Genomic DNA, 26,416 nt, shown 5'->3' on the forward strand with positions numbered 1-26,416 from the left:
GCCTTATGTAAGGCGGTTTCTATCATCTTGCTTTAACCAATTTAAAATAAATATATACGATTGATAGTGAACATAACGTATGCAAAATAAAATAAATAAAAGTGCTATTCCAACACCACTATAAAGTAAACCGAACTTTAAAAAAACATTTACAAGTGGTGGAAAGTTTATTAGATTTTGTAATGTACTAAGCATACAAAACATAATGAAAAAGACAGGGACGTATTGTAATTCATACGGCTTTTTTTTCTTAATCATTCTTTTCCGAATGATTATATGACATAATTCTGCTACTATAAAGCACCCTCCAATTAATACAAGACCAGAAGTCATCGTCATACATCCACCTGCCTTATATTTATTGTATCGCATAAATAATCATCGTTATATTTTCTTTACATACTCTTCATCTTCTGAAGTAAAACCAAAACTCTCTATGAAAGACTTCGCCTTTTCTGTTAATTTCTCTTGTAGCACTTTTATTTCTTTCACATTTCTTTGTTTCATCATTTCTTCAAATGTAAAATACGTATTTGTACCATAACCGTAACCTTGGTAATCAAAATGAATAATTAGCTGTGATAAAACAGCCCGTTCCTCTTGTACACTATAATCTATTACACCAATATATGTATCATCAACTTTCACACAGTACTGTACCTTTTTCTCACCTAAACTATGCGATTTAAACATTTCTTTAACAACGCTTTCATTTTCTACAGTAACTTTCTCAAACGTAATCATATGTTGTCCATCCTTTTACTATTATTGTATCAATAATACTTCCTATTTATGAAAAAAACCTTAAGACCGTATGCGATCTTAAGGTTTTTCTAATTAAACTAAGCTATACGCACGTTTTGTTTCTTCATGGAACTTATTCGTATCGTATTTATGCTCAACATAAATTTGGTGCCATACCATAAACGCAAGTACAGTCCAAATTTTACGGCTATAATCGCCTTTATCTGCACAATGTGCTTCCAGTAAGTTTAATACATACTGTTTGTCGATTAAATGCTCTGTCTTACTTTCGTTTATAATATTTATAGCCCAATCATGCATTTCGTCTTTTAACCAGTGACGAATTGGTACTGGGAATCCAAGTTTTTTACGATCTAATACGTGATCTGGAACGATTCCGCGTGCTGCTTCACGTAAAATAGCTTTCGTAGTTCCGTTAGCAATCTTAAATTCAGTTGGAATTTTAGATGCAACATCGAATACTTCTTTATCTAAGAACGGTACACGAAGTTCTAATGAGTTTGCCATTGTCATTTTATCAGCTTTTAATAAAATGTCACCGCGTAACCATGTGAACATGTCAATGTACTGCATTTTACTTACATCATCATAATCTTTAATCTCGTTATACAATGGTTTCGTGATATCCATATAGTTAACACTTTCATTGTAATACTTCATTAATTCAGCTTTTTCTTCTTCACGGAAGATTTTAGCATTTCCATAGTAACGCTCTTCAATTGGTGTACATCCACGCTCTAGGAAGCTCTTACCTTTAAATCCTTCTTTAAGAGCACCACTTAATGCTTTTAGAACGCTCTTACCTGGGCTAGGAATGTAAGAGAACATTTTTAGTGAGTTTGGCTCACGGTAAATGTTATAACCACCAAATAGCTCGTCTGCGCCTTCACCAGAAAGAACAACTGTTACATGTTTACGTGCTTCTTTCGCAACGAAGTACAATGGTACAGCTGCTGGATCAGCTAAAGGATCATCCATATGCCAAATGATTTTTGGGAACTCATCCATAAATTCTTTCGCTGAAATGAATACGTTATGGTTTTTAACGCCTAATTTCTCAGCAGTTTCTTTCGCAACATCAACTTCACTGAAACCACGTTGCTCAAAACCAACAGAGAATGTTAAAAGATTTGGATTCATTTCTCTTGCGATAGAAGCGATGATAGATGAATCGATACCACCAGATAAGAATGAACCTACTGGTACATCACTACGCATATGCACTTTTACTGAATCATATAACACATCACGAATTGCTTGGATATGCTCCTCTTTCGTTGCACTTGAAGCGTTGAAATAAGGTTTCCAGTAGCGATGGATTTCCATCTCTTTACCGATTTCTTTTACGAAATAATGACCAGGCTCGATTTTATTAACATCAATTGTTAAAGTTTCTGGCTCTGGACCATATTGGTACGTAAAGTAATGTTGTAGTGACGTTGGATTAACGCCTTTATCTTCCATCACATGCATAATACTTTTCTTCTCAGATGCGAAGAATGTAGTATCACCTTGTTGTGCGATGTATAAAGGTTTAATACCGAAGTGATCACGTGCACCGAAAAGTTTCTTTTCTTCACGATCCCAAATCATAAATGCAAACATACCACGAAGGTAATCTACACATTTTTCTTTCATATGTGCATACAATGCAATGATAACTTCTGTATCAGATTGCGTTGCAAACGTTGCACCTTTTTCAAGTAACATTTCACGTAATTCTACATAGTTGTAAATTTCACCATTAAAAATAATTACATATCGATCATTTTCATAAGTTAGCGGCTGATGTCCTGCCTCTAAGTCAATGATGCTTAAACGGCGGAAGCCAAATTGTACATGTTCATCACGAAAATATCCTTCGTCATCTGGACCACGGTGGAAAATCATCGTGTTCATATTTTCAAATTGATGTTTTTCTGTTTCTGAAAACTCTCTAGGGTTTTCACATAAACATCCTACAAAACCACACATACTTCTTACCCTCTTTCAGTTTTCATTCTGTCTCTATACTACTATATCAACCCTATTTATACTAGCATAATCAACTGAATATGGCGACCAAAAACTATAAAAAAATCACTCCATTTCACATTTTTAACAATTTTTTATGAAAACATGAAAACTAGGCACTCACCTTTCTCCGCTTTTGTCATATGATATTGCAAATTGATTTCTAGGAGGGAATACCATGAGTGAAGAAAAAAAAGATTCTTCTCGCCCACCGGTTCGTAATTACTTAAAGCAAATTGATGATTTCTTCGAGCAAACACCTCTTCGCAATGTAATCGCTGATTTAAATCATTTTTTCCAAAAAGGAAACCGTTTATTAACATTCCCTGTAGATTTATATGAAGTTGGTGAAGAACTCGTTGTTACAGCTGAACTACCAGGTATACAAAAAGAACAAATCCAAATTGAAATACAAAGTGAATACTTAAAAGTCTCTGTAAAAGAAGAGATACTTGAAGAGGAAGAAGAACAAACATCCCATAACTATTATCGCCGAGAACGTTCCATTTCAGAAGCATCAAGATTGATTAAATTGCCGTATTCAATTAATAAAAAAGCGGCAAAAGCTTCTTATCAAAACGGCGTATTAGAAATTCGGGCGCCGAAACTTCCCCAGCAACATGACATTTTATCGATAGACTAATGCAAAAAAATAAGGGTGCTATGCACCCTTATTTTTAACCCACTAATCGCTTCATATCACGTATAATGTCTTCGTATGGCGTATTACTAATGCCACTATACTTTTTCATTACTTTTCCGTTTTGATCAATTAAATAAAATGATGTACCATGCATGACCTGACCGTTCTCCGGCTTATCTACAAGTGATTGGAAATTATCTTTTGAAAACTTTGTAATATCTTCTAACGAATACCCCGTTAATAAATTCCAGTTACTAGTATCCTCTGTAAACTTTTGAATAAAAGCTTTCAGATTTTCTGGCTTATCAAGGTCTGGATCTACACTAAATGAAACAAACTGAACGTCTAATTTCTCTTCTTTTGCCATCTTTTGAAGCTTGGCCATATTTGCAGTCATTGGTGGACAAACTGTCTGACAATTTGTGAACATAAAATCTGCAACCCAAACTTTCCCTTTTAAATCTTTTGTACCAAATTGCTTTCCATCTTGATTTGTAAATTGGAAGGTTTCTAAATCCCAATTTAATGGTTTACGAAGCTTTGAACCTGATTCACTACATCCAGCAAGTACAAAGAGACAAAATACAACCATAAGACCAATTATTTTTTGATAACGCTTCATTTATAAACCTCTTTTCTCTATCCTAAATTTAAATAGGTTATGTTTATAATAACAAAAGTTAACACTACGAGAAAATTGTTTACTACATTTGTTCACGAAATCGTACGAATTTACGTATGTTACTTCTTTATTTCAAGCGAATTACTAGACAAAATATATTTTTTTACTATTATTTCTATAAATAAAAGTGATAAAACTAATTTTATTGTTACTTTTGTAAATACCTCTCCCTATTTTTTAACAATTCCTTAAACATTAATCCATGTTTTACACTGTATTCCTTAACAACATTTCGGTACAATACAAATACAACGATTTTAAATGAGGTGATGTTCATGGCAAAGCGCTATGAAAATATGGATAATGTTAGTACAAAAAAATCAATTCGCTCTTTTTTACGCTGGCGTAAAGAACGAAAGCAAAACAAAAAAGATTTTTCTTTCTTAGTAGAACAATCACCCGTTAAACAAAGTGCATTTTTGCAAAGTAATGTTGAAAAAACGACTATCACATGGATTGGGCATTCCACTTTTCTTATCCAAACGAATGGACTTAATATATTAACAGATCCAGTATGGGCTAATAAATTAAAGCTAGTTCCAAGACTTACAGAACCTGGACTCTCTATAGAATCACTACCTAAAATTGATATTGTCCTTATTTCACATGGTCATTATGATCATTTAGATTTTTCAACTCTTCGTCAGTTGAATGATGATGTTCTATATCTTGTACCTATTGGATTAAAAAAATTATTTACTCGTAAGAAATTTAAACATGTAGAAGAGTATAAATGGTGGGAAAGTACGATAATTAACGAAGTTTCTTTTCACTTCGTACCTGCTCAGCACTGGACGAGAAGATTCTTATTTGATATGAATACGTCTCACTGGGGTGGATGGATTATTGATAATGAAACGACTATGGAAACCATATATTTTTGTGGTGACAGTGGCTATTTCCAAGGTTTCAAAGAAATTGGTGAACGCTTTTTAATTGATATTGCTCTTATGCCCATTGGCGCTTATGAACCAGAATGGTTTATGAAAGTATCTCATGTTTCACCTGAAGAGGCCGTGCAAGCTTATTTAGATTTAAACGCTACGCATTTTATACCAATGCATTACGGAGCTTTTGCACTCGCCGATGAAACACCTCGTGAAGCAATAACTAGACTTCGAAATAATTGGAATTTGCGCATGTTACCGTGGGAACAACTGCATGTACTCTTTTTAGGTCAAACTTTTATTTATAGTAACGCAACAAATAATAAGCAAATAAACGAAAAAATTGAAACTTTACATGTGTAACGTAATGACTGATTTTCTATATCCAACATATAATATAGAAAATCCTATAGTGAAACTTTAATTAGTGGTTTTTCTTCATCCCCACTGATTATTTGCCTTCACCAATCAAGCTTTTACGGGCAGCCCGCTACCTAACCTCTTTGCTCCAGCTAAATTTGAGGTAGAGAGTTTTACTGTCCGCAAATAGCGGGATAAAGGGTGTTTTCTATGAATGAATATTTACAGACTCGCTATATCATTAGCGGTAGTGCCTGTGTAGCTCTTCTTATTTCTTACTTTCTATTTACATAAAAAAGCTACTTGAAATATATTTTCAAGTAGCTTTTTTATTACTCTGCTAAATACATAAATCCGATTGCGCCCGGACCTGTGTGAGTACTAATAATAGGCGTTGTATAGAAAATTTCTGATTGAGCAAATCCACTCACTTTTTCAACCGCCGCTTTCATACTTTCAGCTAAAGGAATTGCTTTCGCATGCGGAATTGCAACAGCTTTTACGACTTTTCCAGCCGTATCTTGCTCAAATAACTTAGCTAATGTTTTTACAATTTGACCTTGGCTACGAACTTTCGTTACAGGATTATAAACACCGTCTTCAAGACTAGCAATTGGCTTTATATTAAGTAGCGAACCGATAAACGCTTTTCCTTTACCGATACGTCCACCCTTCACTAAGTTTTCTAATGTATCCACTACTACATATAAACGAGTATTCTTTCTTACTTCATCTACACGTTTTAAAATTTCTTCTAGTGAGCGTCCGTCATTTGCCATTTTTGCAGCTTCAATTACTTGATATGCTAAAGCATGTGTAATAAATTGAGAATCAACAACTGTTACTTTTGTATCAGTCATTGATGCAGCGCTATTTGCAGTTGCTACAGTACCGCTCATTCCACTTGTCATATGGATAGAAAGGACTTCGCTTCCATCTTCCCCTAGCTTGTCATACATTTCTACAAATGTACCCATAGCTGGTTGTGATGTTTTTGGTAATTCCTCTGATTTAATCATTTCTTCAATAAATTCGTCAGGTTGTAAATCAACGCGATCTAAATATGTTTGTCCATTTACAGAGATTGATAATGGTAAAACATGAATGTCATACTTTTCGATTACGTCTTGTGATAAATCTGCCGTTGAATCTGTTACAATTTTAATTTTTTGCATACTATACTTCTTCCCTTTCCAATACGCTCTCCTTGTTATTATACTAGTATTCCCATTGCTTTCAACAATTTGGAACGAAATTTCATCAAATTAATTATATTTTCATATCTAAAATGAAAAAGACAGAGTTTACTAACCCTGTCCGTACTTCGTATCATGCATTTTTTTCAAGGGTATTTGTTTTATATACATTTAAATAATCATTCCACTTCAAACAATTTTGTAAATATTCACGGAAAGAATACGAAAATCTTGGGTGTTTTTGTTTTTGAATTTTTGCAATAAATAATTGAAGACGAGACTGAATTAGAAACGATAATGGATGCTGTGCCTGTAGGACAGGGATTTCGAATATTTTAATGCAATCCCCTGTTGAATGAGTGAAATAAAAACTTTTCGTAATCACAATATCAATCCTCTTTTTCATTGGATTTTTGAACTTCCTCTACTTTGCGCTGTAACACGTTGTTTAAAGTGGAGTAAAATCAGACTTATATGATTTCTGTAGTCCTTATGGCTAGAAGATTTATACTCTATTCATCTCCACCTAATTCACCTTCCCGTCCTAAATATCTCTGAGACGGGAATCTCATTATCCATCAATTGTTTAATACATTTAGTATAAGCTTATAAAAGCGCAAAGTTTGTCTAAATTTTGGAGATTCTATAATTTTTTTCTTCTATATATTGTATACGTTTATAGCTATAGTATAACAAATAAATAAAAAAGTGCCTTTATAACGAGGCACTTTTCGACTGCATTTCTTCTCTTTTCTTTTTCCTCTTACTAACAACCTTTGATAACGCAATACTTACTTCATAAATACAAATAAGCGGCACTGCAACTAAACTATGAGATAAAAAGTCTGGCGGTGATATACAAGATGCAATGATAATTAATGCTACGTAAGCATACCTTCTTATTTTTATTAAAAATTCCGCCGTAAGTATTCCAATACTAGTTAAAAACATTACAACGACTGGCAATTCAAAAATCACAGCAAATGGAACTGTTAAATTAAGTACAAAATGAAAATACTTTTCTGTCGTAAACATCGTATTAAACATTTCATTACCTATCGTAGTTAAAAAGTGAAATAGAAACGGCATTACAATAAAGTATCCAAAACATAAACCTGCAATAAATAATATAGACAATACCGGTATATACATTATTGTCATCTTTTGTTCATTTGGATGTAAACCCGGTTTTACAAATAACCAAATTTGTATAGCAGCAAAAGGAATTGTACAAACGATAGCAAATACTGTAGCAATCGAGAAAAAAATCCACAATACATCACTTGGACCGAGAACAGTTAATTTCATTGGTAAATCTTTTACAAGCCAAAAATAAATATCCTTTGTAAAAGTAAATCCAATAATTAAAAATAGTACAAAGGATAACACCGTATATATTACTCTTTTTCGAAGCTCAACAATATGTTCTACTACGCTCATTTCCCGATTTTCCATCTCGTTCACCACACTTTATTTATCCATTACAAGGAAAATACACTACATTTTTTCTTTCTTTTCCTTTTCTTGAAATGCGTCATCTGTCAATTCTTTCGTTGATTTTTTAAACTCTTTTAACGTTTCCCCTAAAGCCTTCCCGATTTCCGGCAATTTTTTAGGTCCAAATAAAATGAGTACTGCTACTAAAATTAAAATTAACCCTGGAAAGCCAATATTTGAAAACATTTCCCCATCCCCTTTATTAGTAGTTTCCTTGTCCTACTATTACATAATTTTATTTTGTCAAAAAAGTTTGAAAACGTCAACAAATCCATTGTCTTTTGTCAAAAAAATTCAAAAATATAATCAATTATACAAATTTCATTTTCTATTGCTCTTGTGTATGATATGGTAAGGGAAATGACATATTATTTTATGATAGTAGAAAGGATTTGCATTATGACTGAAAAAATGACACGAATGACCCAATTTGTAAAAGAAGAAATTGCAAATGCAATTACACATGGTATCGGTGCCATTTTAAGCATCCCTGCCTTAATCATATTGATTATTCATGCTTCTAAGCACGGTACCGCATCAGCCGTAGTTGCATTTACTGTTTATGGTGTAAGTATGTTCTTACTGTACTTGTTTTCAACATTGCTACATAGCATTCATCATCCTAAAGTAGAAAAAATATTTACTATTTTAGATCATTCAGCCATTTACTTATTGATTGCTGGCACGTATACTCCTTTTCTACTTATTACACTTCGTGGCCCATTAGGATGGACGTTGCTTGCTATAATATGGACACTAGCAATCGGAGGTATCGTCTTCAAAATTTTCTTTGTACGTCGCTTTATTAAGGCATCAACGCTATGTTATATCATAATGGGATGGCTCATAATCGTTGCTATTAAACCACTTTATGAAAATCTAACTGGACATGGTTTTTCACTACTTTTAGCAGGTGGCATTTTATATTCTGTCGGAGCTATATTCTTCCTTTGGGAAAAGCTACCTTTCAACCATGCCATATGGCACCTGTTCGTTTTAGGTGGTAGTGCGATGATGTTCTTCTGTGTACTCTTTTATGTCTTACCTACAGCATAATAAAAAGGATTCAGCTTACGATAAGCTGAATCCTTTTTTATTACTTATGTAATTGTGATGCAATAACTTCCTGTGTATGCTTCGTTAATTCTTTAATATCCATATTCGCATAATCTTCAGGTGTAATCGGCTTAGAAATTGTTACTGTTGCATGAGCTGGCTTCATACGATTTCCATTCGCTTCAAACATCTTATATGTACCATCTAACGTTACAGGTAAAATTGCTACACCTGACTTTACTGCAAGATGAAAACTACCAGCCTTAAACTCTCCAACTTCGCCACCCTTACTTCTCGTTCCTTCAGGGAAAATTACGATAGAATGTCCATTCTTTAATAGTTCAATTCCATCTTTAATCGCTTGAAGAGATTGACGACGATCGCTACGATCCATAAATACACAATTCATCAGTTCCATCCAAGTTGGTACAACTGGGAACTTTTTAATCTCTGCTTTTGAAACGAATCCAATTGGTTTATTTAAGTAACCTAGTAAAACAGGGATATCCATATTACTTTGGTGATTACTTACAACTAGCACTGGCTTGTCTTTCGGAACATTTTCAAGTCCTTTCACTTCTACTGCCCCTCCAGCTACACGTACCATTTTCTTACCAAACCAATTTGTCGTTTTATACACAGCATTGTCTTTTTCTTTTGGCGCCATCGTATTTACTTGTCTTTTAAGACGCCACATTCTCGGTGTAATCGCAATTACGATTAAAATTAAATAAAAGATTTTAAAAAACGTTTGAATCATACAGAACCCCCACCTATTATCATTCCGACCTTCATTATACTAGACAAACGAAGGAAAAAGAAGAAAAAAAGTCCAAACAGCAAGTGTTCGGACTTTTTAAGCATTCTATATTAGAAACGTTTTGCTAATTCACGAGCATTAGCAATTGCTGCTTCTTTAATTTCTTGTGCTTTTTCAGGGTTTGCATTCATGCCTTCAACTGCAATATATTCAGTATCATTCACACCGACAAATCCTAATACAGTCTTTAAGTGATTACGACCGAAGTCTACAGCTGCGTATGCTCCTTCAGAATATACGCCACCTGTTGCTTGAATGTGAAGTGCTTTTTTACCTTCTAATAAGCCGACTGGACCATTTTCAGTATATTTGAATGTTTTACCTGCGATTGCTACGTTATCTAAGTATGCTTTTACTACTGGTGGATAGCTAAAGTTCCACATTGGAGTTACGAATACATAACGATCTGCATTCATAAATGTTTCTAAGTTTGTGTTCATTGCTGCTACTTTTTGTTGTTGAACTTCAGTTAAAGCTTCAAAGCCTTCACCTGCTGCAAATTTACCCCAAGCAGCAAATACATCTGCATCAATTGCTGGTACTGTAGTGTTGAATAAATCAATTGTTACAACTTCGTCTTGTGGATGTTCGTTTTTATAAGCTTCGATGAAAGCTTCCCCTACTGCCATTCCGAAAGAACCTTCTGCTGAATTTGGATTTGCTGTGATAAATAGTACTTTTGTCATTGTATTCTCTCCCTTTTTTCTCTTTATCTTTAATTCAAGATTTGTTTTTTAAAAGTTAATAACTTACCTTATGTAAGTATAATACAAAAAGTTTTAATCAATGTCAATAAAAAATAGCTACTTTTTTTTCGTAAGTTAATGATTTACTTTGTTTCCTTAAAATTTAGTATACAGATATTACAAACTCTTTCATATAAAAAGGCTACCTCTACAACCTATAGAGATAGCCTTCTATTACATATTATTTTTGAAATACATGTTTTACTTTTTCAGCTGGAATATTACTTCCGCCTCTACCTTTTACATCTTCAATCATCATTGTAATGACCATATCTGGCGAATTTAAATCAAATGCAGCGAACCAACCTAGTTCTTTTCCTTCGGCCTCTTTTGATACTTTTAATTCCGCTGTACCTGTTTTTCCAGCAAGAGTCATACCATCAATTTTAGCAATTTTCCCTGTACCATCTGGATCATTAATTACTTTCGTCATTGCAGTTTTTAATATATCCTGATTTCCTTTAGAAATTACATTTTCTTTCCAAGCTTTTGGTTGTTTATCTGTTTTAATAATATACGGTGACGGAATCGTTCCATCATTTACAATTGGCGCATACGTTAAAGCTAAATGAAGAGGAGTCATTAATACTTGTCCTTGTCCATATCCCGTATCTGCCATTTGAATATCATTTTTAATGCCGTCATTTGCAATTTTAGAAGCAGGGAATCCATATTCAATTGGTAGTTTCTCATCGAATCCGAATTTTTTTGCTTCACTCATAAACTTGTCTTTTCCGATTTTCAAAGCTTCTTGTGCGAAGTAAATATTATCCGAGTATTTCATCGCCTTATCAAGATCAATCGGATTTGCATCTTTCACACGCGTTACATAGTAATTACCCCAAGAAGAATCTTTTGTCCATTTTAATCCTTCAATTTTCAACTCTTCTTTTGGATCAATCGTTTTCGTTTCAAGACCAATTGCAGCTGTAATAGGTTTAAATACAGAACCTGGTACCGACAATTGTGTAAAGCGATTTGTCATTGGTTTTTTCGGATCATTATTCCAAGCTTCGCGTTGTGCCTTCGATGTCCCTCGTGCAATTATATTAGGATCATATGCTGGACTACTTACTAGTGCAATTGTTTCTCCACTTTTCGGATTAATTGCTGCACTTGAACCAGCTTCGCCCTTCATTTCATTATACGTTTTTTCTTGAACAACACTATCAATAGTTAAAGTTACATTTTCTCCATCAACAGCATCTGTTTTTGCCAAGTTTTTAATTTCTTTTCCTTGCGCATCTTCTACAAAGACACGGCCACCTTTTTTACCGCGTAGCTTTTCCTCTAATACTTGCTCTAAACCAGCTTTACCAACTGGGTCATCAGCTTGATAGCCTTTCTTTTGTAGCGTTTTTAAATCTTCAGCATTTACCTTTCCAATATAACCAGTCAGATGAGCTGCCGCTTCCCCTAACGGATATGTACGAACATTTACAGGTTTTGTTGAAACACCTGGTAAATCAATGTACGTATTTTGTGTTGCCCCTTCAGGCAAAATTCCAATTGGTACGAGATACCCTGGTTTTACCCATTTAGCAGCTAATTTTTGATCAATTTCTTCTACAGACATATTTAATAACTTCGCTACTGTTTCTTTCGTTTGCGGAGCAGTATCGCCTAACTTTTCAGGAATCAATCCGATTTCAGAAGCTTTCCCATTCGTTGCAAGACCTTTTCCATTACGATCGTATATTTCACCACGTTTTGGCTGTGTTGTCTGCATACGCACTTTACTATCTTTCGTCATGCCTGGGAAAATAAAATCAGGAGTCCAATCTATTTTCCAAGATTCTTTATCTCCATCTTTTTCTTTCACCATCTTTGCTTCATGACCAAATGTAATTTTACCACCAACTGTATCCATGCTTACTTTAAAAGGAACAGGGCCTTCATCTTTTTTATCTTCTTTTACTTCCCCTGTTTCTACCTTTAAGTCTTTCACTTCGATACCAGAATAAATTTTTTCATATTTCTCAGTAAACTCTTTCTTTGAAATATCTTTTTTTGCATTTTTTGATAGTTGATCATACATATCTGCAAATTTTTGTTTATTCCACGCTTTTACATATGTATCAAACGCTTCTTGTGGTTTTTCTTCTTTACCACATCCAACTAACATGAATGTTAAGCAAAGAAAAAGAATCCCCCATATCTTTCTCAATCGATTCTCCTCCTCTTTCTATATTAGTACTTTTGAAAATTTTAGCATTTTTACATGCTACCTATCATTATAGCACTATCGAATCTCATCTATAAACTTATATTGGTGAATATAAATAAAAAGATTGATGCGAATTCTCACATCAATCTTTTTTATTATTGTTGTTTCTCATATACATGGTAATAATACGTATATGGGTTTTTTTCATCCGTTAAACCTTTTTCTACAAAAATCTCTTTCCAATTTGTCATATCTATTTCTGGGAAGAATGTATCTCCTTCAAATGCATGATGGATTTTTGTTATATATAACTTGTCTACATAAGGTAAAAAGAGGTCGTAAATTTGCGCTCCACCAAAAATAAAAATCTCTTCTTCATTTTTACATAGTTCAAACACTTCTTCTACAGAATGAACAACTTCACAACCTTCAACATGATACCCTTCATTACGAGTTACAATAATATTACGTCTTCCAGGCAGTGGTCTACCAATCGCTTCATAGTTCTTTCTTCCCATAATAAGCGGGTGACCCATCGTTGTTTTCTTCACGTATTGTAATTCACTCGGTAAACGCCAAGGTAAATTATTATCTTTACCAATTACTCTATTTTCGTCCATAGCGACCATAAATGAAACAATCATTTTTTCATCTCCTCTACAATTATACTGCAACCGGTGCTTTAATTGCTGGATGCGGATCGTATCCTTCAATCGTTAAATCTTCCATTTCAAAATCGAAAACAGATTTCACATCTGGATTTAATGTAAGTTTCGGGAATGGACGTGGTTCACGTGCCAATTGCTTTTCTACTTGTTCAAAATGATTTGTATAAATGTGTGCATCACCAATTGTATGAACAAATTCTCCCACTTCAAGTCCGCATTCATGTGCAATTAAGTGTGTTAGTAGTGAGTAACTTGCAATGTTAAATGGAATTCCAAGGAATATGTCACCACTTCTTTGATATAACTGACAAGAAAGCTTTCCATCTGCTACATAAAACTGGAATAGCGTATGACAAGGCGGTAAGGCCATACTTGGTACATCTTCTGGATTCCAGGCAGAAACGATTAAACGACGTGAGTCTGGTGTTTTTTTAATCATTTCAATTACATCTTTTAATTGATCAAGTGTCTCACCAGCTGTCGTTTTCCAAGCACGCCACTGTTTACCGTAAACGTCTCCTAAATAACCATATTTATTTGAGAACTCATCATCTTCTAAAACGTTCTTTTTAAACAATTCCATTTGCTCGTCGTACTGTACTTTAAATTCTTCATCTTGTTGTGAGCGAAGACCAAAATCAGTCATGTCAGGACCAGTATACTCATCACTTTCTACCCAGCTCTTAAAAGCCCATTCATTCCAAATGTTATTATTATGCTGCAATAAATAGCGAATATTTGTATCACCTTTCATAAACCAAAGCAGTTCACTTGCTACAAGGCGAAACGGTACTCTCTTTGTTGTTAATAAAGGAAAACCTTTACTTAGATCAAAACGCATTTGATATCCAAATACAGATACAGTGCCTGTCCCTGTACGGTCTTCTTTCTTCGTACCATGTTCCATTACATGGCGGCATAAATTTAAGTATTCATTTTCAGCATGTTTCATATGTAGGAAAACCTTCTTTCAATCGTATATGCAATTTATCATAACATGAAAAATGATAAATTTAATAATCCTAATTAATAAAATTTCTTGCGCTAATTCTTACAAAATTATTAACTTTCCAAATATAAAAAGGTTTTCATTTTCTATTACCGAAAGTATAGTGCGGTAGAACAAAATTTATATTTGGAGGTTAGAAGTATGTCTAAAATTGAAACGCCTGTTATGACTTCTTTACAAACAACGGCTGAAAAAATGATGAAGGATTTAAATGTTCCTGGTGCTGCTGTCGCTGTTATAAAAGACGGTGAAGTTATTATTTCAGAAGGTTTCGGCTATCGTAATATAGAAACAAAAGAGGCTGTTACACCGAATACTCGATTCGCAATCGGTTCCTCAACGAAAGCATTTGGCACACTTTCATTAAGCTTGTTAGCACAGCAAAAAAAGTTTAATTGGGATACCCCTATCCAGTCCTATATACCTAACTTTACTTTATCTGAACTACTTGCTAGCTCACAAGTTACAGGACGGGATTTAGCTTCTCATCGAACTGGAGTGAGTCGTCATGAGGCTCTTTGGTACAGTTCTTCCTTATCTCGAAAAGATCTCGTTGAAAAAATAAAACATTTACCACTTGATGCACCGTTCCGAACTGCATTTCTATATAACAATTTAATGTATGCAACAATTAGCTACATTGTTGAAAACATTACAAATCAAACGTGGGAGCAATACACTACAGAACATATTTTAGAACCTTTAAATATGAGACATACAAACTTCTCTGTTAACGATTCACAAACTACAGATGATTACGCTTTACCTTACATTGAAAATGACGGTGAAATAAAAGCAGTTCCATTCCGTAACATCGATACAGTTGGCGCTGCTGGGTGTATTAATTCCACAATTGAAGATATGGCAAATTGGGTACTTCTCCACTTAAATGAAGGAAAATTTGGAGATCATGAATTAATCTCCTCTGAATTATTACAACAAATGTATACACCACACAATTCAATTCCAGACCAACCGGTTTTATCACTCCCTGAATCTCCATTAAATAGTTACGGTCTTGGTTGGTTTATTAGCGCTTATCGTGGTAAAAAAGTGATTCATCATGGCGGTAATATCGATGGATTTTCAGCGCTTGTTTCATTCATACCAACAGAAAACATAGGCCTTGTCATTTTAACGAATGCTGGAGGAACATTACTTCCTACTTATCTCGCTAATCAAATTTATGACGAACTACTTGAATTAGAATCCATTGATTGGCATAAACGTGCTGTAGAAGATACTAAAAAAATGAAGGAAATGATGAAAGAAGCAACTGAATCCCTCCCTGAACAAATTAAAGGGACTACACCTTCGCACAAGTTAGAGGATTATACTGGTACTTTTGAACATCCTGCATACGGAACATTACAAGTATACAAACGAGATGATTCGTTATATGTACAATTTATGGAAATGGATATTCAATTAGGGCATCATCATTACGACATCTTCTCTGCAAAAGTTGACTTATTCCAAATGAAAATGAGCTTATTATTCGCTTATGAAATGAATGTAAGTGGTGAATTCCCATCCCTTCAGTTACATGTACCAGCTACATTAAGTACTCAGCCGCTTACATTTAAGAAAATTAAATAAGTATTTTGATGGTAAAAAATAAAGGTAGGTGCGAATCACACCTACCTTTTCTATTTCATATCAATCTTATCTGGTTGAAACCAAATTGGCTTCGATAACTCAAAGTTATTATGATCCTCTAAAACTATAGTAAGGCGCTCTAACATATCATCTAACATATGCGGCGCTGCTCGTAATGTCCAGACAACTGAGGAGAAAACTGTCATACCAACGTACACCGTGTATAATTTCCAGAATTCCTCTGGTATTTTTCTATTAAAGTATCCTTCTATTTGTCCGATTGAATACGGAATACTAATGTCCCTTGCAAACAGTGCAATTTTCACAAAATCATGAAGTGGGTCGCCCCAGTCGTAGCCATTAAAATCAACAACACCTACATATTTTCCATCCCGTACAATTATATTTTCTAAATGAAAATCATCGTGTTGAAATCGATTGGGGCGGTTCTTTAAAGATATTTCATTTTCTTCAATAAACTTTATGATTTTATCATCATTTTTTATGTTTATTCCACATGTTTTATATGCCTCTAAATATTTACTATGTTTTTTCATTGCTCTTTCATACCATGGAAGTATATTATTAGGTGCTTCATATGTATGCATTTTTGCTAAATCTTTCCCTGCCTCTATACCAATATCATATTGTTCTTTTGGTGAATACGTAGGCAATAACTTCTTCGCATCTTCCCCTTCTAAATACGAAAAGATGCCATAGCATAAACCTTCTTCTGCCAACAAACCTATTTCAATTGGTTTTTGTGCTTGCACACTACGATTTTGCATTTCATTTAAAATTTGAAACTCTATTTTCTTTCTTTCATACTCTTTTATATCGCCTGTCCGCAATAAATATTTATCATTATTCGCACTCGTAATTATATATTTCTTATCAGGTGAAAAACCTTTAGAAATTTCTTTAATATCCACTGCATTTTTTACTATTTGTATATTGTTTTGCCATGCTGTAATTATCTTCATATCTATTCCCCTTACATTTCTGCATTTGGTGTATAGGCAACTTCTACAATAAATCCATTCGGATCGTAAAAATCAATCGTATAGTAACCTTCCGAATAATGATTCATTTCAATTGGACCACGTATTACCTTCACTTTCGTACTAGAAAGAAAATCTGCTACTTCCTCAACTACTTCTCTATGAATAGCTTGATAACAAATATGTCTAGGCCCTAACGTCCTTACAATTTCCTCATCTACTTCTTTAAAGTATATTTCACTTTCTCCTGTGCTATATGCTATTTCATTTAACTTTCTCCACCCAATTATGGAAAACAACTTATTATAAAAAGAAATGGATTCCTCTAAATTTGCTACCCAAAATTCAATATGATGAATGCCTGCTCGCAGTGTATTCATATTAAGAATACGCTCCTTGTACTACTTGCACAATTTCCATCGGCTTATGAACCATGTAATCTGGTGCATCTTTTTTCACTGTTTCAATAACATCATATCCCCAAGATACCCAAATTACGTTCACTCCAGCCTTTTTACACGCTGCTACGTCTCGCTGTTCATCACCGACATATAACATATCTTTCTCTGTTATTTTTTTTGATTTCAAAAATCTTTTTATCATTTTATCTTTACCAAACAAATTTTTAGAACAATACACTTCTTGAATATTTTCGATACCATTCTTGTGTAAAAACGCCCGAATATGCTCTTCTGAGTTCGATGATATGACTGCAATTCCGTAGCCTTTTTTATGTAGTTCATCTAATACTTCTTTCATCCCATGGAACAAAACGAGATTTTTTATAGCAGGCTGATATAATTTATAAAATTCCAACGCTAATATCGGTAGTTTATACAGTGGTACATTAAGTTGTTTACATCTCTCTGGCATCGTTAATTTACGTAAATGTTCAATTTCGTCTTCCTTTACTGCTTTATACCCATGTTTTTCAGCAAGTTGATTATAAATCGGTACAAATATATTTTGTGAATCTACTAATGTGCCATCAAAGTCAAAAACAATATATTTTTGCATTCCCATACTCCCTTTGCTTCTTTTTTCTAAACCTATGTTATTCAACAACATAGTTGTCTGTCCCTTCTATAAAAATAAAAAAGAACAAGATTTTCTCTTGTTCTTTTTAAGACAACCATTTCGGTGGTACATTCGTATTCCAATAAATATTTCCTAACTCATGATGTCCAGAGTATCCATCATCAAAACGGTGGTAATGGAAATTAAAATAATAACCATCTTGCGGTGGATGATCTCTTCTTACATGGAAACGCAATAAATCATTTCCAGATTTCGTATCGTAGACGTGAAAAATCTTCTCATTATTTCCACCAGCTGGTTTTTGAGAAATCGCTAATGATTGTAGTGAATCTTCTGGTACATCACTAGCAAGCTCAGCAATTGCCTCTTCAATTTTCGGTAATATTACATCTTTAAACTCATCTTCAATTACTGGACCAATTTTAGTACCAAACTTTTGCATCGACTGCTTCTCTGCTTCTTGCATTGCATAAGTAATAAAAGTATCGGTGGTTAACCTGTCATTCGTTTCTTCATATGTATAGGACGTGCTCTCCAAACTTTGTTGCCCAGCTGTGCTCGTAGGCTTGTCCGCAGCTTTGGCATTATCAAGTAATATGGAAGGAGGCGTCACTAAACCAAATGTAAACACGGTAATTAATGCGACTAAGGTTTTTCTAAACCAATTTGGCATTTATGTTCCCTCCCCTTTCACTCATTATTTTTTATATAACGGTGGTTTCTTCTATTATACAAAATGATTGTAATTTTTGCACTTTACAATTTTGTTAACGTTCACATATTTTTCACTTGAATATGAAATTGTAAGATTTCATACAATAAAAATACAACAACAATAAGGAGGCGATTAGATGACTTTAGATGTCATGTATTCCGCCGCAAGTATACTCGTTTTAGTATATTTTATTTATCAATGTGTTACAGACTAGAAAAAGAGCCGTCAATGGCTCTTTTTTAATGGTACAAATACAATCCATACAATTAATAAAATAAAAACAACGCTGCCTACCACAGCTGGCAATAAATAAAACTGTGAAAGTATAACTATTCCATATAAAAGTATTGCTGGTAGTAATAAATAACGATCTGCCTTCCATCTTAACAATAGTAATTTCCCTTCATCACAATATAAACGAAGAAACATCTTATTCGTAAATTCATTCCAATAATCACGTGCATAGCGAGAAATTGCAACTACAGCAAATACGAGAACAATAGCTGCAATCCACCTTGGAGTCATAATTATACTTGCAGTACTGATACATATAATTTGAATATAAAATATTCGTGCAGTACTTGTACGGAAAAATTCTTTCAAAAAAGATTCGACAATACGAGAATCAGCTTTTTTCCCTAAAAGTCTTTTAGAGCGCGGAAACATCCACGGTTTTTTATTCGAACTACTCGGTTTAGCCGCATGACCACCAACTTGCATAATTCCGCTCGTCCAGCGCATGCTTTCCTCCTTTTCTTTCTCGATTTCTTTAAAAAAGAACTTTTTATAATTCATTTTCTCTTTTACTAATACACTACTTAAGAAAATTACTAGACCGATAAATAGAATTGAATACAACGGATTTTTATAAATAAAAAATAAACTAATTCCAAAAAAGGACACGCTCATAGAAAATACTACATTTTTTACAATCCATAAAACCCATCGTTTCCCCACATGTACATGAACAAATCTCGTTAACAACGACAACATAAATCGAAATATAGTAAAGAATACCCAAAATAATAGGACTTGTATCTCTGTTACTTCGATACTTTTCATCAACACTGGTAACATAATAACGACTACTATTATATTCGTTATCGCTATTCGAACAAATGTGTACATCATGCCATACTGGACTAATTTTCGCATATGTGTTGCATACGAAATTAAAAATAAACTATCCGCTTGCTCAAAAAATGAACGAACTCCTCTTGGATATGTTACTAGATAAAATGCGAGTAATCCTAATCCGAAATAAATCGTCTCTTCCGTTGATAATTCATTTATCCATAGCGATCGATAATAGATTCCCATAAATATAAGTGCTGGAATAATAATATATAATGCGACTGTCCAATCTGTTACCGAACGTATAGACTTCCATTTCCGCTCAAGTTCATGGCGTAATCTCTTATAAAATTGTTGTTTAATCATGTTGTTCACGCCTTACAATTACATCAAAGCAGTCTAATAATGAACTACCCGGCATTTCCGCTAATATTTGAATAGATTCTAAATGTCCATCTGCGACTAATGTACCTTGTGAAATGAGTAAAAATCTTTCACAAATTTTTTCAGCAGTATCTAATACGTGCGTACAAAGTATAATTCCTGCCCCGCGCTCTTTTTCTTTATATAAATAATTTAAAAACTCTTTCGTAGCTACTGGATCTAAACCGATAAAAGGTTCGTCAATGATATAAAAATCTGGCTCAGTTAAAAACGCCAATATTAGCATAGATTTTTGTTTCATGCCTTTTGAAAACTTTGATAAATACTCATGTTTATGCTTATTCATTCGAAAAGTATGTAATAATTGTTCCGCTCGTTCTTCCCAACTTCCCATTTCACTTCCACGAGCTTCCATTAATAATTCAATATGTTCCCAGAGCGTCAAGTAATCATAGTATGTTGGATGTTCTGGTACGTATGCATATGGATTTTTCTTTTCACCGAATGATATTTCACCGTCCATATTTACAAGTAATCCGAGTATCGTTTTAATCGTCGTACTCTTCCCAGCACCATTTGCTCCAATAAGAGCAACTAGTTCACCTTTTTCGATAGAAAAAGCTATATCATGAATTGTTTTTTCGCCTATTTCATATCCAGCTGAGCGGATATTTACTTTTAACATGCATTCCCCTTCTTTCCATTTCCAATACAATCAAGGAAAAGAATAACATATAACTATCTATATATCATTATAAAATATTTATTTTCATAGCAGGAAAAAACATTTTTTAACAGAATATTAAATGTTTGATTACATTTTATTGGAGTTGATAATATGTCTTTTCAAATTCGTGAAGCAACGATAGATGATATAGACGCACTTTGTTCTTTAACGAAAGAATTAAAAGGTTCCTCTATTTCCTATGAAGATATGAACAACCGCCTACAATTCGTACAAATGAGTCCGTTTGATTTTTTATATGTTTACGAGGAAGAAAAAGCTATATTTGGATTACTTGGATTTCGTATACGTGAAAATTTAGAAGATGTAACACGTTATGGAGAGATTTCAATTATTAGCGTTGATTCTAACATACGACGGAAAGGCATTGGACAAGTTTTGATGGATTATGCCGAGCAATTAGCAAAGAAACATAATTGCATTGGCACATGGCTAGTTAGTGGAACAAAAAGAGTAGAAGCTCATCCTTTTTACAAAAAATTAGGTTATGAAGTAAATGGCTACCGATTTGTAAAATATTTTTAAACTACTTTATAAAGTGAAGGGACTATAACAATGACAAACATTAATGCAATTTTCATTGATCGTGACGGTACAATTGGTGGTGACACTACAATACATTATCCAGGATCTTTTACATTATTTCCATTCACAAAAACATCCTTGCAAAAACTAAAAGCTAAAAATATAAAAATTTTCTCTTTCACAAATCAACCCGGTATCGCAGATGGAATAGCAACTGTAGCCGATTTTGTACAAGAATTAGAAGGCTTCGGTTTTGATGATATTTATGTATGTCCTCATAAACACGGTGATGGTTGTGAATGCCGTAAACCAAGTACAGGCATGCTGCTTAAAGCAGCAAAAAAACATGGACTTAATTTAACACAATGTGCTGTAGTTGGTGATCGTTGGACTGATATTGTTGCAGGAGCAAAAGTAAATGCGACTACGATTCTAGTCCGAACAGGCGCTGGGTATGATGCTTTGCATACGTACCGAGACAAATGGGCACATATTGAACCAAACTACATTGCAGATAACTTTGAAGATGCAACAAACTGGGTTTTAAATCAACTATAATACAAATGAAAATTTTGATTCACACGAAATAATTTAAAACATAGTTAAAATAGCCTTTTTGGCAAATAATTGTATTCCACAAAACGGATCACCTCAAAAGGTAGCAAGTTCCCTTTTGATACGCAAACATTGCAATTCAAATTATATTTTTTATTAGTAACAGCAATTAACGTAAAGAAGGAATAGCTTAGTGGCTATCCCTTCTTTATTGACTTCTATTATTTACATTTGTTATCTGTTTTTATTGAGTATTCTCATCGTTTTTATACTCCAAAATATCCCCTGGCTGACACTCCAAAGCTTTACATATCGCTTCTAATGTTGAAAAACGAACCGCTTTTGCTTTCCCATTTTTCAAAATAGAAAGATTCGCCATCGTAATTCCAACCTTCTCCGAAAGCTCCGTTACACTCATTTTTCGTTTTGCTAACATGACGTCAATATTAATAATGATTGTCATATCCGCCGCCTCAGACCGTCAAATCATTTTCTGATTTTATGTGAATTGCCTCTTGTAGAAGTCGTTGGAGGATAGTAGCAAAAACGGCGATAACGAGCGAAGCAAAAACGATAATGAGTCCCACTAACCCAATAGGAGGATCCATTTTTTTCGCTATAAAATGAAAAAGTGGCAAACTTAATACATACAAACCACTGATTGTAATTGTACAGCGCTTTATATTCTTTAACGCCTTTACTGATAATTCCGAGAACGCTGTGTTCTCATCAATGTACTGTAAAAGATTGAAAGCCTGATAAAGAGCAACGTAAAAAGGCACAGCTGCTCCATACATTACAATGAAAACAAGATATTTTATCGGAGCAATGTTAGGATACAAATTCGCTGTGAAATCCGCCATTTCCGGCACTAAAAATATGCATAAAGCAAGCACTGAAATTCCAGCAAGAAAAATAATTACTTTTAAGAACATTGTTGAACTTCGTTTAAGATTCATTTACAATACCTCACTTATTTAATGGCAACATAATTTTATCACAACATTTATTGTTTAACAATAAATAAATATCGTTTTATTTTTGTCATGTTTTTTAATTTAGGCAAAAATAAAAAAGAATTTCTCATTACAAAGAAATTCTTTTTCTTGAAAATGCCTCTTTCAACTTAATTTTTTAAAACGTTAATTCGTAATGGAAATAACGATTATCTCTCAAATAGCCATTTTCAGCGTATAATCGTTGTGCTGATAAATTATCAATCTCTGTTTGCAATTTTACACCTTTTGCTCCATTTTCTAATGCGTATTCTTTAGCAGCTTCTAATAATTTTTTACCTGTTCCGGCTCCACGCTTCGCCGCTTGTACAAATAAATCATTTAAAATCCATAATTCTTTCATTGAAATGGAAGAAAATGATGGATATAGTTGCGTGAATCCAATATATTCGCCATTTTCAACTGCTACGAAAATAACGGACTCTTTTCTCTCAATTCGATTTCGTAAAAATACTTTTGCCCCTTCTAAATCAGAATCTTGTCTATAAAACATGCGATAGTTATTAAAAACTGATGCCAGTCCATCTAAATCTGCAATTGTTGCCTCATATATTCTCATTTTACTCCATTCCCCTTCCAATACTGTCTCATTATATCCGTTGCCCATTTAGGCTGGTGTATTTCTTCTGTCGGCATAAACTCTTTCATTATTGGTTTTATATCCAATATAGGAGTGCCATCAATAGCATCTAATCCCTCAACAATAATTGATTTACCTTCTCTTTTGATCACCTTTACAATTGTTACACCTATGCGATTCGGACGATTTTTCCCGCGCTGTGCAAAAATACCTACTTCAGGATAATCCTTATTATTTCTAGGATGTCTAGCAAAATACTGAATTTGCTCGTCAGTTACTTTATGAAAATAAAAAACAACTTCAATATGAGAAAAATCTTCAATCCCTTGTATACTTTTTTCTGCATACATTTCAGTTAAAGTTATACGGGATCTTACTTCTCCCCACTCATCATCTTTTATTTCCTTTCTTTCATTATGTACAAATGCGATTGGTTGAACTGAAAACATACGCATTCCCCCTTAAATGTAACCACTTACATTATAAAGTATTTTCTGAATGTTTTCCAGATATACGAATTAAGTTTACATAATATAATTATTATCTATTTATCTAAAGCTACCTTGACTGCTTCAATTGCATGTATATGGGTCGTATCAAATATCGGGACTGATACGTTTTCTTGCTTTATTAATAAACCTATTTCCGTACAACCTAATATAATTCCTTGTGCTCCTTCTTGTACTAATTCTTCTATAACCCTTTTATAATACTCTCTAGATTGAACTACTATTTTTCCTAAACATAATTCTGTATATATTACTTCGTTTACTTTTTCTCTATTTGTTCCTGATGGTACTATTACTTTTATATCATGCTCTTCAATACGTGACTTATAGAAATCTTGCTCCATTGTATATTTAGTTCCAAGCAGACCAACCTTTTGAATGTCTTTTCTTTTAATTTCTTTTGCAGTTGCATCAGCAATATGTAAGACTGGAATATCAATTTTCTCCTTTATTTTTTCAACTACCTTATGCATTGTATTTGTACAAATGATTATAAAGTCTGCTCCTCCCTTTTGTAATGAATATGCCGCATTCCCTAGAATTTCTCCAGCACCATCCCAATCTCCGCTAGACTGACATCGTTCAATCTCTTCAAAATCCACACTATTAATCAAACATTTTGCTGAATGTAGCCCTCCTAATCTCTCTTTTATTTCTTCATTAATAATTCGATAATATTCAGAAGTTGATTCCCAACTCATGCCACCTATAAGACCTATCGTTTTCATATAAACACCTACCTAAACTATTTTTATAAAACTAATAACAACGTTTTATTGTGTATATTATACATAATAAAACAAGACTTTAAGTTTGGAATATAAAGTCTTGTTTTAACGGAAATATGGAAATAATAAAGAATAATTCTGCTTTCATTTCCAAGGGAATTTTTATAGAATATTCTGAAATTAATAATCTGATGTTTTTATAAATTCTTTATACTTATAATTAAAACACTCTCGATACAGCTCTTTGATTTCATCATATGATGGAACACGTGGGTTATTAGCTGGGCTACCACTTTCAATTGCATCTGATGCCATTTTAGAAATAGCATTTTCAAATTCAATTTCATCGATTCCGTATTCTTTTAAATTTGGAATACGAAGATCAAAGCAAAGTTTTTTTATTTCACCAAGTGTGTAGTCTGCTACTTCCTCATCAGAATTCGAATACAAATCCTTATTTAAACTACGTCCAATTTTTGCTAACCTTTTCATTGCACTTGTTTTTGTAAAATCTAACACTGTAGGTAATAGTATGGCATTTGATATTCCATGCGGTACATGAAATAATGCTCCCACTGGCCTTGACATTCCATGAACTAATGTAACTGATGCATTAGAAAATGCAATTCCAGCTTGTAAGGAAGCAATCATCATCGCTTCTCTTGCCTCCATATTACGTCCATCTTCATATGCTATACGTAAATATTTCATAATACTTTCAATAGCTGAAAGAGCAAGTACATCTGTAAGTGGTTGTGAAAATTTAGAAATATACGCTTCAATCGCATGACATAACGCATCTATTCCTGTTGCTGCCGTAATTTGTGGGGGTAACGAACTTGTCAAAACTGGATCTATAATTGCTACTTTCGGTATAAAACTAGGATGCTTCATCATCATTTTTACATCTGTTTTTTTATTCGTAATTACTGCTACACTTGTAACTTCCGATCCAGTACCAGAAGTTGTTGGAATTGCAATAAGTGGTAGTGGATTGTTTTCTATTTTAATATCCTTTTGGACATAATCCTCAACTTCTCCACCATTTGTATATAAAACCGCTACCGCTTTCGCAGCATCAATACAACTTCCACCACCAATACCGATAATAAAATCGCACTTTTCCTCTTTACAAAGAGATAACGCTTCTAATACGTGTATATTTGTAGGCTCAGCATCCACTTTATTATATGTACTAACAGTAATACCTTTCTTATTTAGTTGTTGCATACACTTTTCAACATATCCTAATTTCTCCATAATTGTATCAGTAACTATAAAAGCTCTTTTCCCTAACTTTTTTGATTGTTCTCCCAGTTTTTCAAGCGAATTCCTTCCATATAATACCGACTTTGGCATACGAAACTCAGAAACCTCTTGCAAGTCCCCCACCCCTTCTTATCCTAATTAATATTTTATAACATAAATTATCGATTTG

31 protein-coding genes are annotated in these 26,416 nt (G+C 33.6%); 6 read left to right on the top strand and 25 right to left on the bottom strand.

From position 1 onward, the window contains the following. Positions 1–3: 3 nt before the first annotated feature. The 3 genes from ACTFSL_RS15110 to asnB form a co-directional block, all read right to left on the bottom strand. Positions 4–333, bottom strand: a complete 330-nt coding sequence (locus ACTFSL_RS15110; RefSeq protein WP_000200455.1) for a hypothetical protein — start codon at positions 331–333, stop codon at positions 4–6. A 51-nt stretch (positions 334–384) separates the two neighbouring features. Next, positions 385–744 carry a GNAT family N-acetyltransferase gene (locus ACTFSL_RS15115; protein ID WP_000627523.1) on the bottom strand — a complete coding sequence of 120 codons (360 nt, stop codon included), beginning with the start codon at positions 742–744 and terminating at the stop codon, positions 385–387. 93 nt (positions 745–837) lie between these two features. Next, positions 838–2,739, bottom strand: coding sequence for an asparagine synthase (glutamine-hydrolyzing) (gene asnB, locus ACTFSL_RS15120; RefSeq protein ID WP_000333816.1), 1,902 nt, complete (start codon positions 2,737–2,739; stop codon positions 838–840). Positions 2,740–2,956: 217 nt separating this feature from the next. On the opposite strand from asnB, the gene ACTFSL_RS15125 reads away from it, so the two are divergent. After that, complete coding sequence (locus ACTFSL_RS15125; protein ID WP_001288085.1) at positions 2,957–3,421, top strand: Hsp20/alpha crystallin family protein; 465 nt, start codon at positions 2,957–2,959, stop codon at positions 3,419–3,421. A 34-nt stretch (positions 3,422–3,455) separates the two neighbouring features. Here ACTFSL_RS15125 and ACTFSL_RS15130 read toward each other — a convergent pair whose 3' ends face one another. Beyond that, entirely contained in the window at positions 3,456–4,043 is a 588-nt protein-coding gene (locus tag ACTFSL_RS15130) for an SCO family protein (protein ID WP_000833335.1), read from the bottom strand. Positions 4,044–4,378: 335 nt separating this feature from the next. Here ACTFSL_RS15130 and ACTFSL_RS15135 point away from each other — a divergent pair, with 335 nt between their 5' ends. Beyond that, a complete protein-coding gene (locus tag ACTFSL_RS15135) occupies positions 4,379–5,353 on the top strand; it encodes an MBL fold metallo-hydrolase (RefSeq protein WP_400155109.1) in 975 nt (324 codons plus the stop codon). 329 nt (positions 5,354–5,682) lie between these two features. On the opposite strand, the gene ACTFSL_RS15140 is transcribed toward ACTFSL_RS15135, so the two are convergent. The 4 genes from ACTFSL_RS15140 to ACTFSL_RS15155 form a co-directional block, all read right to left on the bottom strand. Beyond that, positions 5,683–6,525, bottom strand: a complete 843-nt coding sequence (locus ACTFSL_RS15140; RefSeq protein WP_001169470.1) for a DegV family protein — start codon at positions 6,523–6,525, stop codon at positions 5,683–5,685. Positions 6,526–6,679: 154 nt separating this feature from the next. Then, positions 6,680–6,931 carry a DUF2535 family protein gene (locus ACTFSL_RS15145; RefSeq protein ID WP_000629012.1) on the bottom strand — a complete coding sequence of 84 codons (252 nt, stop codon included), beginning with the start codon at positions 6,929–6,931 and terminating at the stop codon, positions 6,680–6,682. Positions 6,932–7,260: 329 nt separating this feature from the next. Further along, a complete protein-coding gene (gene tatC, locus ACTFSL_RS15150) occupies positions 7,261–8,001 on the bottom strand; it encodes a twin-arginine translocase subunit TatC (protein WP_000431523.1) in 741 nt (246 codons plus the stop codon). 42 nt (positions 8,002–8,043) lie between these two features. Beyond that, a complete protein-coding gene (locus ACTFSL_RS15155) occupies positions 8,044–8,229 on the bottom strand; it encodes a twin-arginine translocase TatA/TatE family subunit (RefSeq protein WP_000492443.1) in 186 nt (61 codons plus the stop codon). Between the two features lie 213 nt (positions 8,230–8,442). Between ACTFSL_RS15155 and trhA the strand changes: the two genes are divergently transcribed. Next, positions 8,443–9,099 (top strand): PAQR family membrane homeostasis protein TrhA, encoded by a 657-nt coding sequence (gene trhA / locus ACTFSL_RS15160; protein ID WP_000136889.1) that lies wholly within the window; start codon positions 8,443–8,445, stop codon positions 9,097–9,099. A gap of 40 nt (positions 9,100–9,139) precedes the next feature. Here trhA and ACTFSL_RS15165 read toward each other — a convergent pair whose 3' ends face one another. The 5 genes from ACTFSL_RS15165 to ACTFSL_RS15185 form a co-directional block, all read right to left on the bottom strand. Continuing rightward, positions 9,140–9,859, bottom strand: coding sequence for a lysophospholipid acyltransferase family protein (locus ACTFSL_RS15165; RefSeq protein ID WP_000616577.1), 720 nt, complete (start codon positions 9,857–9,859; stop codon positions 9,140–9,142). A 110-nt stretch (positions 9,860–9,969) separates the two neighbouring features. Continuing rightward, on the bottom strand, positions 9,970–10,605 hold the full coding sequence (locus tag ACTFSL_RS15170) for an FMN-dependent NADH-azoreductase (RefSeq protein ID WP_000170025.1): 636 nt from the start codon (positions 10,603–10,605) through the stop codon (positions 9,970–9,972). Between the two features lie 241 nt (positions 10,606–10,846). Next, positions 10,847–12,832 carry a penicillin-binding protein 3 gene (gene pbpC / locus ACTFSL_RS15175; protein WP_001227248.1) on the bottom strand — a complete coding sequence of 662 codons (1,986 nt, stop codon included), beginning with the start codon at positions 12,830–12,832 and terminating at the stop codon, positions 10,847–10,849. A 155-nt stretch (positions 12,833–12,987) separates the two neighbouring features. Then, a complete protein-coding gene (locus tag ACTFSL_RS15180) occupies positions 12,988–13,476 on the bottom strand; it encodes a dihydrofolate reductase (RefSeq protein ID WP_000637205.1) in 489 nt (162 codons plus the stop codon). 19 nt (positions 13,477–13,495) lie between these two features. After that, positions 13,496–14,452, bottom strand: a complete 957-nt coding sequence (locus tag ACTFSL_RS15185) for a thymidylate synthase (protein ID WP_000679609.1) — start codon at positions 14,450–14,452, stop codon at positions 13,496–13,498. A gap of 198 nt (positions 14,453–14,650) precedes the next feature. Here ACTFSL_RS15185 and ACTFSL_RS15190 point away from each other — a divergent pair, with 198 nt between their 5' ends. Continuing rightward, positions 14,651–16,108, top strand: coding sequence for a serine hydrolase (locus tag ACTFSL_RS15190; protein WP_000034322.1), 1,458 nt, complete (start codon positions 14,651–14,653; stop codon positions 16,106–16,108). 50 nt (positions 16,109–16,158) lie between these two features. Here ACTFSL_RS15190 and ACTFSL_RS15195 read toward each other — a convergent pair whose 3' ends face one another. From ACTFSL_RS15195 to ACTFSL_RS15220, 6 genes are all read right to left on the bottom strand, one after another. After that, positions 16,159–17,091 carry an aminoglycoside phosphotransferase family protein gene (locus tag ACTFSL_RS15195; protein WP_400155108.1) on the bottom strand — a complete coding sequence of 311 codons (933 nt, stop codon included), beginning with the start codon at positions 17,089–17,091 and terminating at the stop codon, positions 16,159–16,161. Between the two features lie 11 nt (positions 17,092–17,102). Continuing rightward, positions 17,103–17,489: a VOC family protein gene (locus ACTFSL_RS15200; RefSeq protein WP_001094664.1), complete on the bottom strand. Its 387-nt coding sequence runs from the start codon at positions 17,487–17,489 to the stop codon at positions 17,103–17,105. A gap of 1 nt (position 17,490) precedes the next feature. Next, a complete protein-coding gene (locus ACTFSL_RS15205) occupies positions 17,491–18,126 on the bottom strand; it encodes an HAD family hydrolase (protein WP_025687389.1) in 636 nt (211 codons plus the stop codon). A 106-nt stretch (positions 18,127–18,232) separates the two neighbouring features. Continuing rightward, on the bottom strand, positions 18,233–18,820 hold the full coding sequence (locus tag ACTFSL_RS15210) for a YpjP family protein (RefSeq protein ID WP_001134421.1): 588 nt from the start codon (positions 18,818–18,820) through the stop codon (positions 18,233–18,235). Positions 18,821–19,087: 267 nt separating this feature from the next. Further along, complete coding sequence (locus ACTFSL_RS15215; protein ID WP_000595441.1) at positions 19,088–20,302, bottom strand: ABC transporter permease; 1,215 nt, start codon at positions 20,300–20,302, stop codon at positions 19,088–19,090. Further along, positions 20,295–21,005, bottom strand: coding sequence for an ABC transporter ATP-binding protein (locus ACTFSL_RS15220; RefSeq protein WP_400155107.1), 711 nt, complete (start codon positions 21,003–21,005; stop codon positions 20,295–20,297). The genes ACTFSL_RS15215 and ACTFSL_RS15220 overlap by 8 nt, the downstream gene beginning before the upstream one ends. Positions 21,006–21,158: 153 nt before the next feature. On the opposite strand from ACTFSL_RS15220, the gene ACTFSL_RS15225 reads away from it, so the two are divergent. Together ACTFSL_RS15225 and ACTFSL_RS15230 are read left to right on the top strand one after the other, a co-directional pair. Beyond that, positions 21,159–21,590: a GNAT family N-acetyltransferase gene (locus tag ACTFSL_RS15225; protein WP_088351522.1), complete on the top strand. Its 432-nt coding sequence runs from the start codon at positions 21,159–21,161 to the stop codon at positions 21,588–21,590. 30 nt (positions 21,591–21,620) lie between these two features. Beyond that, positions 21,621–22,148, top strand: coding sequence for an HAD-IIIA family hydrolase (locus tag ACTFSL_RS15230; RefSeq protein WP_400155106.1), 528 nt, complete (start codon positions 21,621–21,623; stop codon positions 22,146–22,148). Positions 22,149–22,389: 241 nt separating this feature from the next. Here ACTFSL_RS15230 and ACTFSL_RS15235 read toward each other — a convergent pair whose 3' ends face one another. From ACTFSL_RS15235 to ACTFSL_RS15260, 6 genes are all read right to left on the bottom strand, one after another. Then, complete coding sequence (locus tag ACTFSL_RS15235) at positions 22,390–22,608, bottom strand: helix-turn-helix domain-containing protein (protein WP_000152534.1); 219 nt, start codon at positions 22,606–22,608, stop codon at positions 22,390–22,392. Between the two features lie 10 nt (positions 22,609–22,618). Further along, on the bottom strand, positions 22,619–23,104 hold the full coding sequence (locus ACTFSL_RS15240) for a DUF2975 domain-containing protein (protein ID WP_440041935.1): 486 nt from the start codon (positions 23,102–23,104) through the stop codon (positions 22,619–22,621). Positions 23,105–23,279: 175 nt separating this feature from the next. Further along, positions 23,280–23,720, bottom strand: coding sequence for a GNAT family N-acetyltransferase (locus tag ACTFSL_RS15245; protein ID WP_001223873.1), 441 nt, complete (start codon positions 23,718–23,720; stop codon positions 23,280–23,282). After that, positions 23,717–24,190 carry an SAM-dependent methyltransferase gene (locus ACTFSL_RS15250; protein WP_000493257.1) on the bottom strand — a complete coding sequence of 158 codons (474 nt, stop codon included), beginning with the start codon at positions 24,188–24,190 and terminating at the stop codon, positions 23,717–23,719. The genes ACTFSL_RS15245 and ACTFSL_RS15250 overlap by 4 nt, the downstream gene beginning before the upstream one ends. 95 nt (positions 24,191–24,285) lie before the next feature. Further along, complete coding sequence (locus ACTFSL_RS15255) at positions 24,286–24,978, bottom strand: aspartate/glutamate racemase family protein (protein WP_000848563.1); 693 nt, start codon at positions 24,976–24,978, stop codon at positions 24,286–24,288. 180 nt (positions 24,979–25,158) lie between these two features. Continuing rightward, positions 25,159–26,361: an iron-containing alcohol dehydrogenase gene (locus ACTFSL_RS15260; RefSeq protein ID WP_440041937.1), complete on the bottom strand. Its 1,203-nt coding sequence runs from the start codon at positions 26,359–26,361 to the stop codon at positions 25,159–25,161. Between the last annotated feature and the right edge of the window lie 55 nt (positions 26,362–26,416).

The organism is Bacillus cereus group sp. MYBK108-1 (assembly GCF_051917185.1).
Classification (GTDB): domain Bacteria; phylum Bacillota; class Bacilli; order Bacillales; family Bacillaceae_G; genus Bacillus_A; species Bacillus_A cereus.

Coding starts and splice junctions, on each gene's coding strand:
- ACTFSL_RS15110 (WP_000200455.1), bottom strand. CDS start 333: ATGACTTCTGGTCTTGTATTAATTGGAGGGTGCTTTATAGTAGCAGAA.
- ACTFSL_RS15115 (WP_000627523.1), bottom strand. CDS start 744: ATGATTACGTTTGAGAAAGTTACTGTAGAAAATGAAAGCGTTGTTAAA.
- asnB (WP_000333816.1), bottom strand. CDS start 2,739: ATGTGTGGTTTTGTAGGATGTTTATGTGAAAACCCTAGAGAGTTTTCA.
- ACTFSL_RS15125 (WP_001288085.1), top strand. CDS start 2,957: ATGAGTGAAGAAAAAAAAGATTCTTCTCGCCCACCGGTTCGTAATTAC.
- ACTFSL_RS15130 (WP_000833335.1), bottom strand. CDS start 4,043: ATGAAGCGTTATCAAAAAATAATTGGTCTTATGGTTGTATTTTGTCTC.
- ACTFSL_RS15135 (WP_400155109.1), top strand. CDS start 4,379: ATGGCAAAGCGCTATGAAAATATGGATAATGTTAGTACAAAAAAATCA.
- ACTFSL_RS15140 (WP_001169470.1), bottom strand. CDS start 6,525: ATGCAAAAAATTAAAATTGTAACAGATTCAACGGCAGATTTATCACAA.
- tatC (WP_000431523.1), bottom strand. CDS start 8,001: ATGGAAAATCGGGAAATGAGCGTAGTAGAACATATTGTTGAGCTTCGA.
- ACTFSL_RS15155 (WP_000492443.1), bottom strand. CDS start 8,229: ATGTTTTCAAATATTGGCTTTCCAGGGTTAATTTTAATTTTAGTAGCA.
- trhA (WP_000136889.1), top strand. CDS start 8,443: ATGACTGAAAAAATGACACGAATGACCCAATTTGTAAAAGAAGAAATT.
- ACTFSL_RS15165 (WP_000616577.1), bottom strand. CDS start 9,859: ATGATTCAAACGTTTTTTAAAATCTTTTATTTAATTTTAATCGTAATT.
- ACTFSL_RS15170 (WP_000170025.1), bottom strand. CDS start 10,605: ATGACAAAAGTACTATTTATCACAGCAAATCCAAATTCAGCAGAAGGT.
- ACTFSL_RS15180 (WP_000637205.1), bottom strand. CDS start 13,476: ATGATTGTTTCATTTATGGTCGCTATGGACGAAAATAGAGTAATTGGT.
- ACTFSL_RS15185 (WP_000679609.1), bottom strand. CDS start 14,452: ATGAAACATGCTGAAAATGAATACTTAAATTTATGCCGCCATGTAATG.
- ACTFSL_RS15190 (WP_000034322.1), top strand. CDS start 14,651: ATGTCTAAAATTGAAACGCCTGTTATGACTTCTTTACAAACAACGGCT.
- ACTFSL_RS15195 (WP_400155108.1), bottom strand. CDS start 17,091: ATGAAGATAATTACAGCATGGCAAAACAATATACAAATAGTAAAAAAT.
- ACTFSL_RS15200 (WP_001094664.1), bottom strand. CDS start 17,489: ATGAATACACTGCGAGCAGGCATTCATCATATTGAATTTTGGGTAGCA.
- ACTFSL_RS15205 (WP_025687389.1), bottom strand. CDS start 18,126: ATGCAAAAATATATTGTTTTTGACTTTGATGGCACATTAGTAGATTCA.
- ACTFSL_RS15210 (WP_001134421.1), bottom strand. CDS start 18,820: ATGCCAAATTGGTTTAGAAAAACCTTAGTCGCATTAATTACCGTGTTT.
- ACTFSL_RS15215 (WP_000595441.1), bottom strand. CDS start 20,302: ATGATTAAACAACAATTTTATAAGAGATTACGCCATGAACTTGAGCGG.
- ACTFSL_RS15220 (WP_400155107.1), bottom strand. CDS start 21,005: ATGTTAAAAGTAAATATCCGCTCAGCTGGATATGAAATAGGCGAAAAA.
- ACTFSL_RS15225 (WP_088351522.1), top strand. CDS start 21,159: ATGTCTTTTCAAATTCGTGAAGCAACGATAGATGATATAGACGCACTT.
- ACTFSL_RS15230 (WP_400155106.1), top strand. CDS start 21,621: ATGACAAACATTAATGCAATTTTCATTGATCGTGACGGTACAATTGGT.
- ACTFSL_RS15235 (WP_000152534.1), bottom strand. CDS start 22,608: ATGACAATCATTATTAATATTGACGTCATGTTAGCAAAACGAAAAATG.
- ACTFSL_RS15240 (WP_440041935.1), bottom strand. CDS start 23,104: ATGAATCTTAAACGAAGTTCAACAATGTTCTTAAAAGTAATTATTTTT.
- ACTFSL_RS15245 (WP_001223873.1), bottom strand. CDS start 23,720: ATGAGAATATATGAGGCAACAATTGCAGATTTAGATGGACTGGCATCA.
- ACTFSL_RS15250 (WP_000493257.1), bottom strand. CDS start 24,190: ATGTTTTCAGTTCAACCAATCGCATTTGTACATAATGAAAGAAAGGAA.
- ACTFSL_RS15255 (WP_000848563.1), bottom strand. CDS start 24,978: ATGAAAACGATAGGTCTTATAGGTGGCATGAGTTGGGAATCAACTTCT.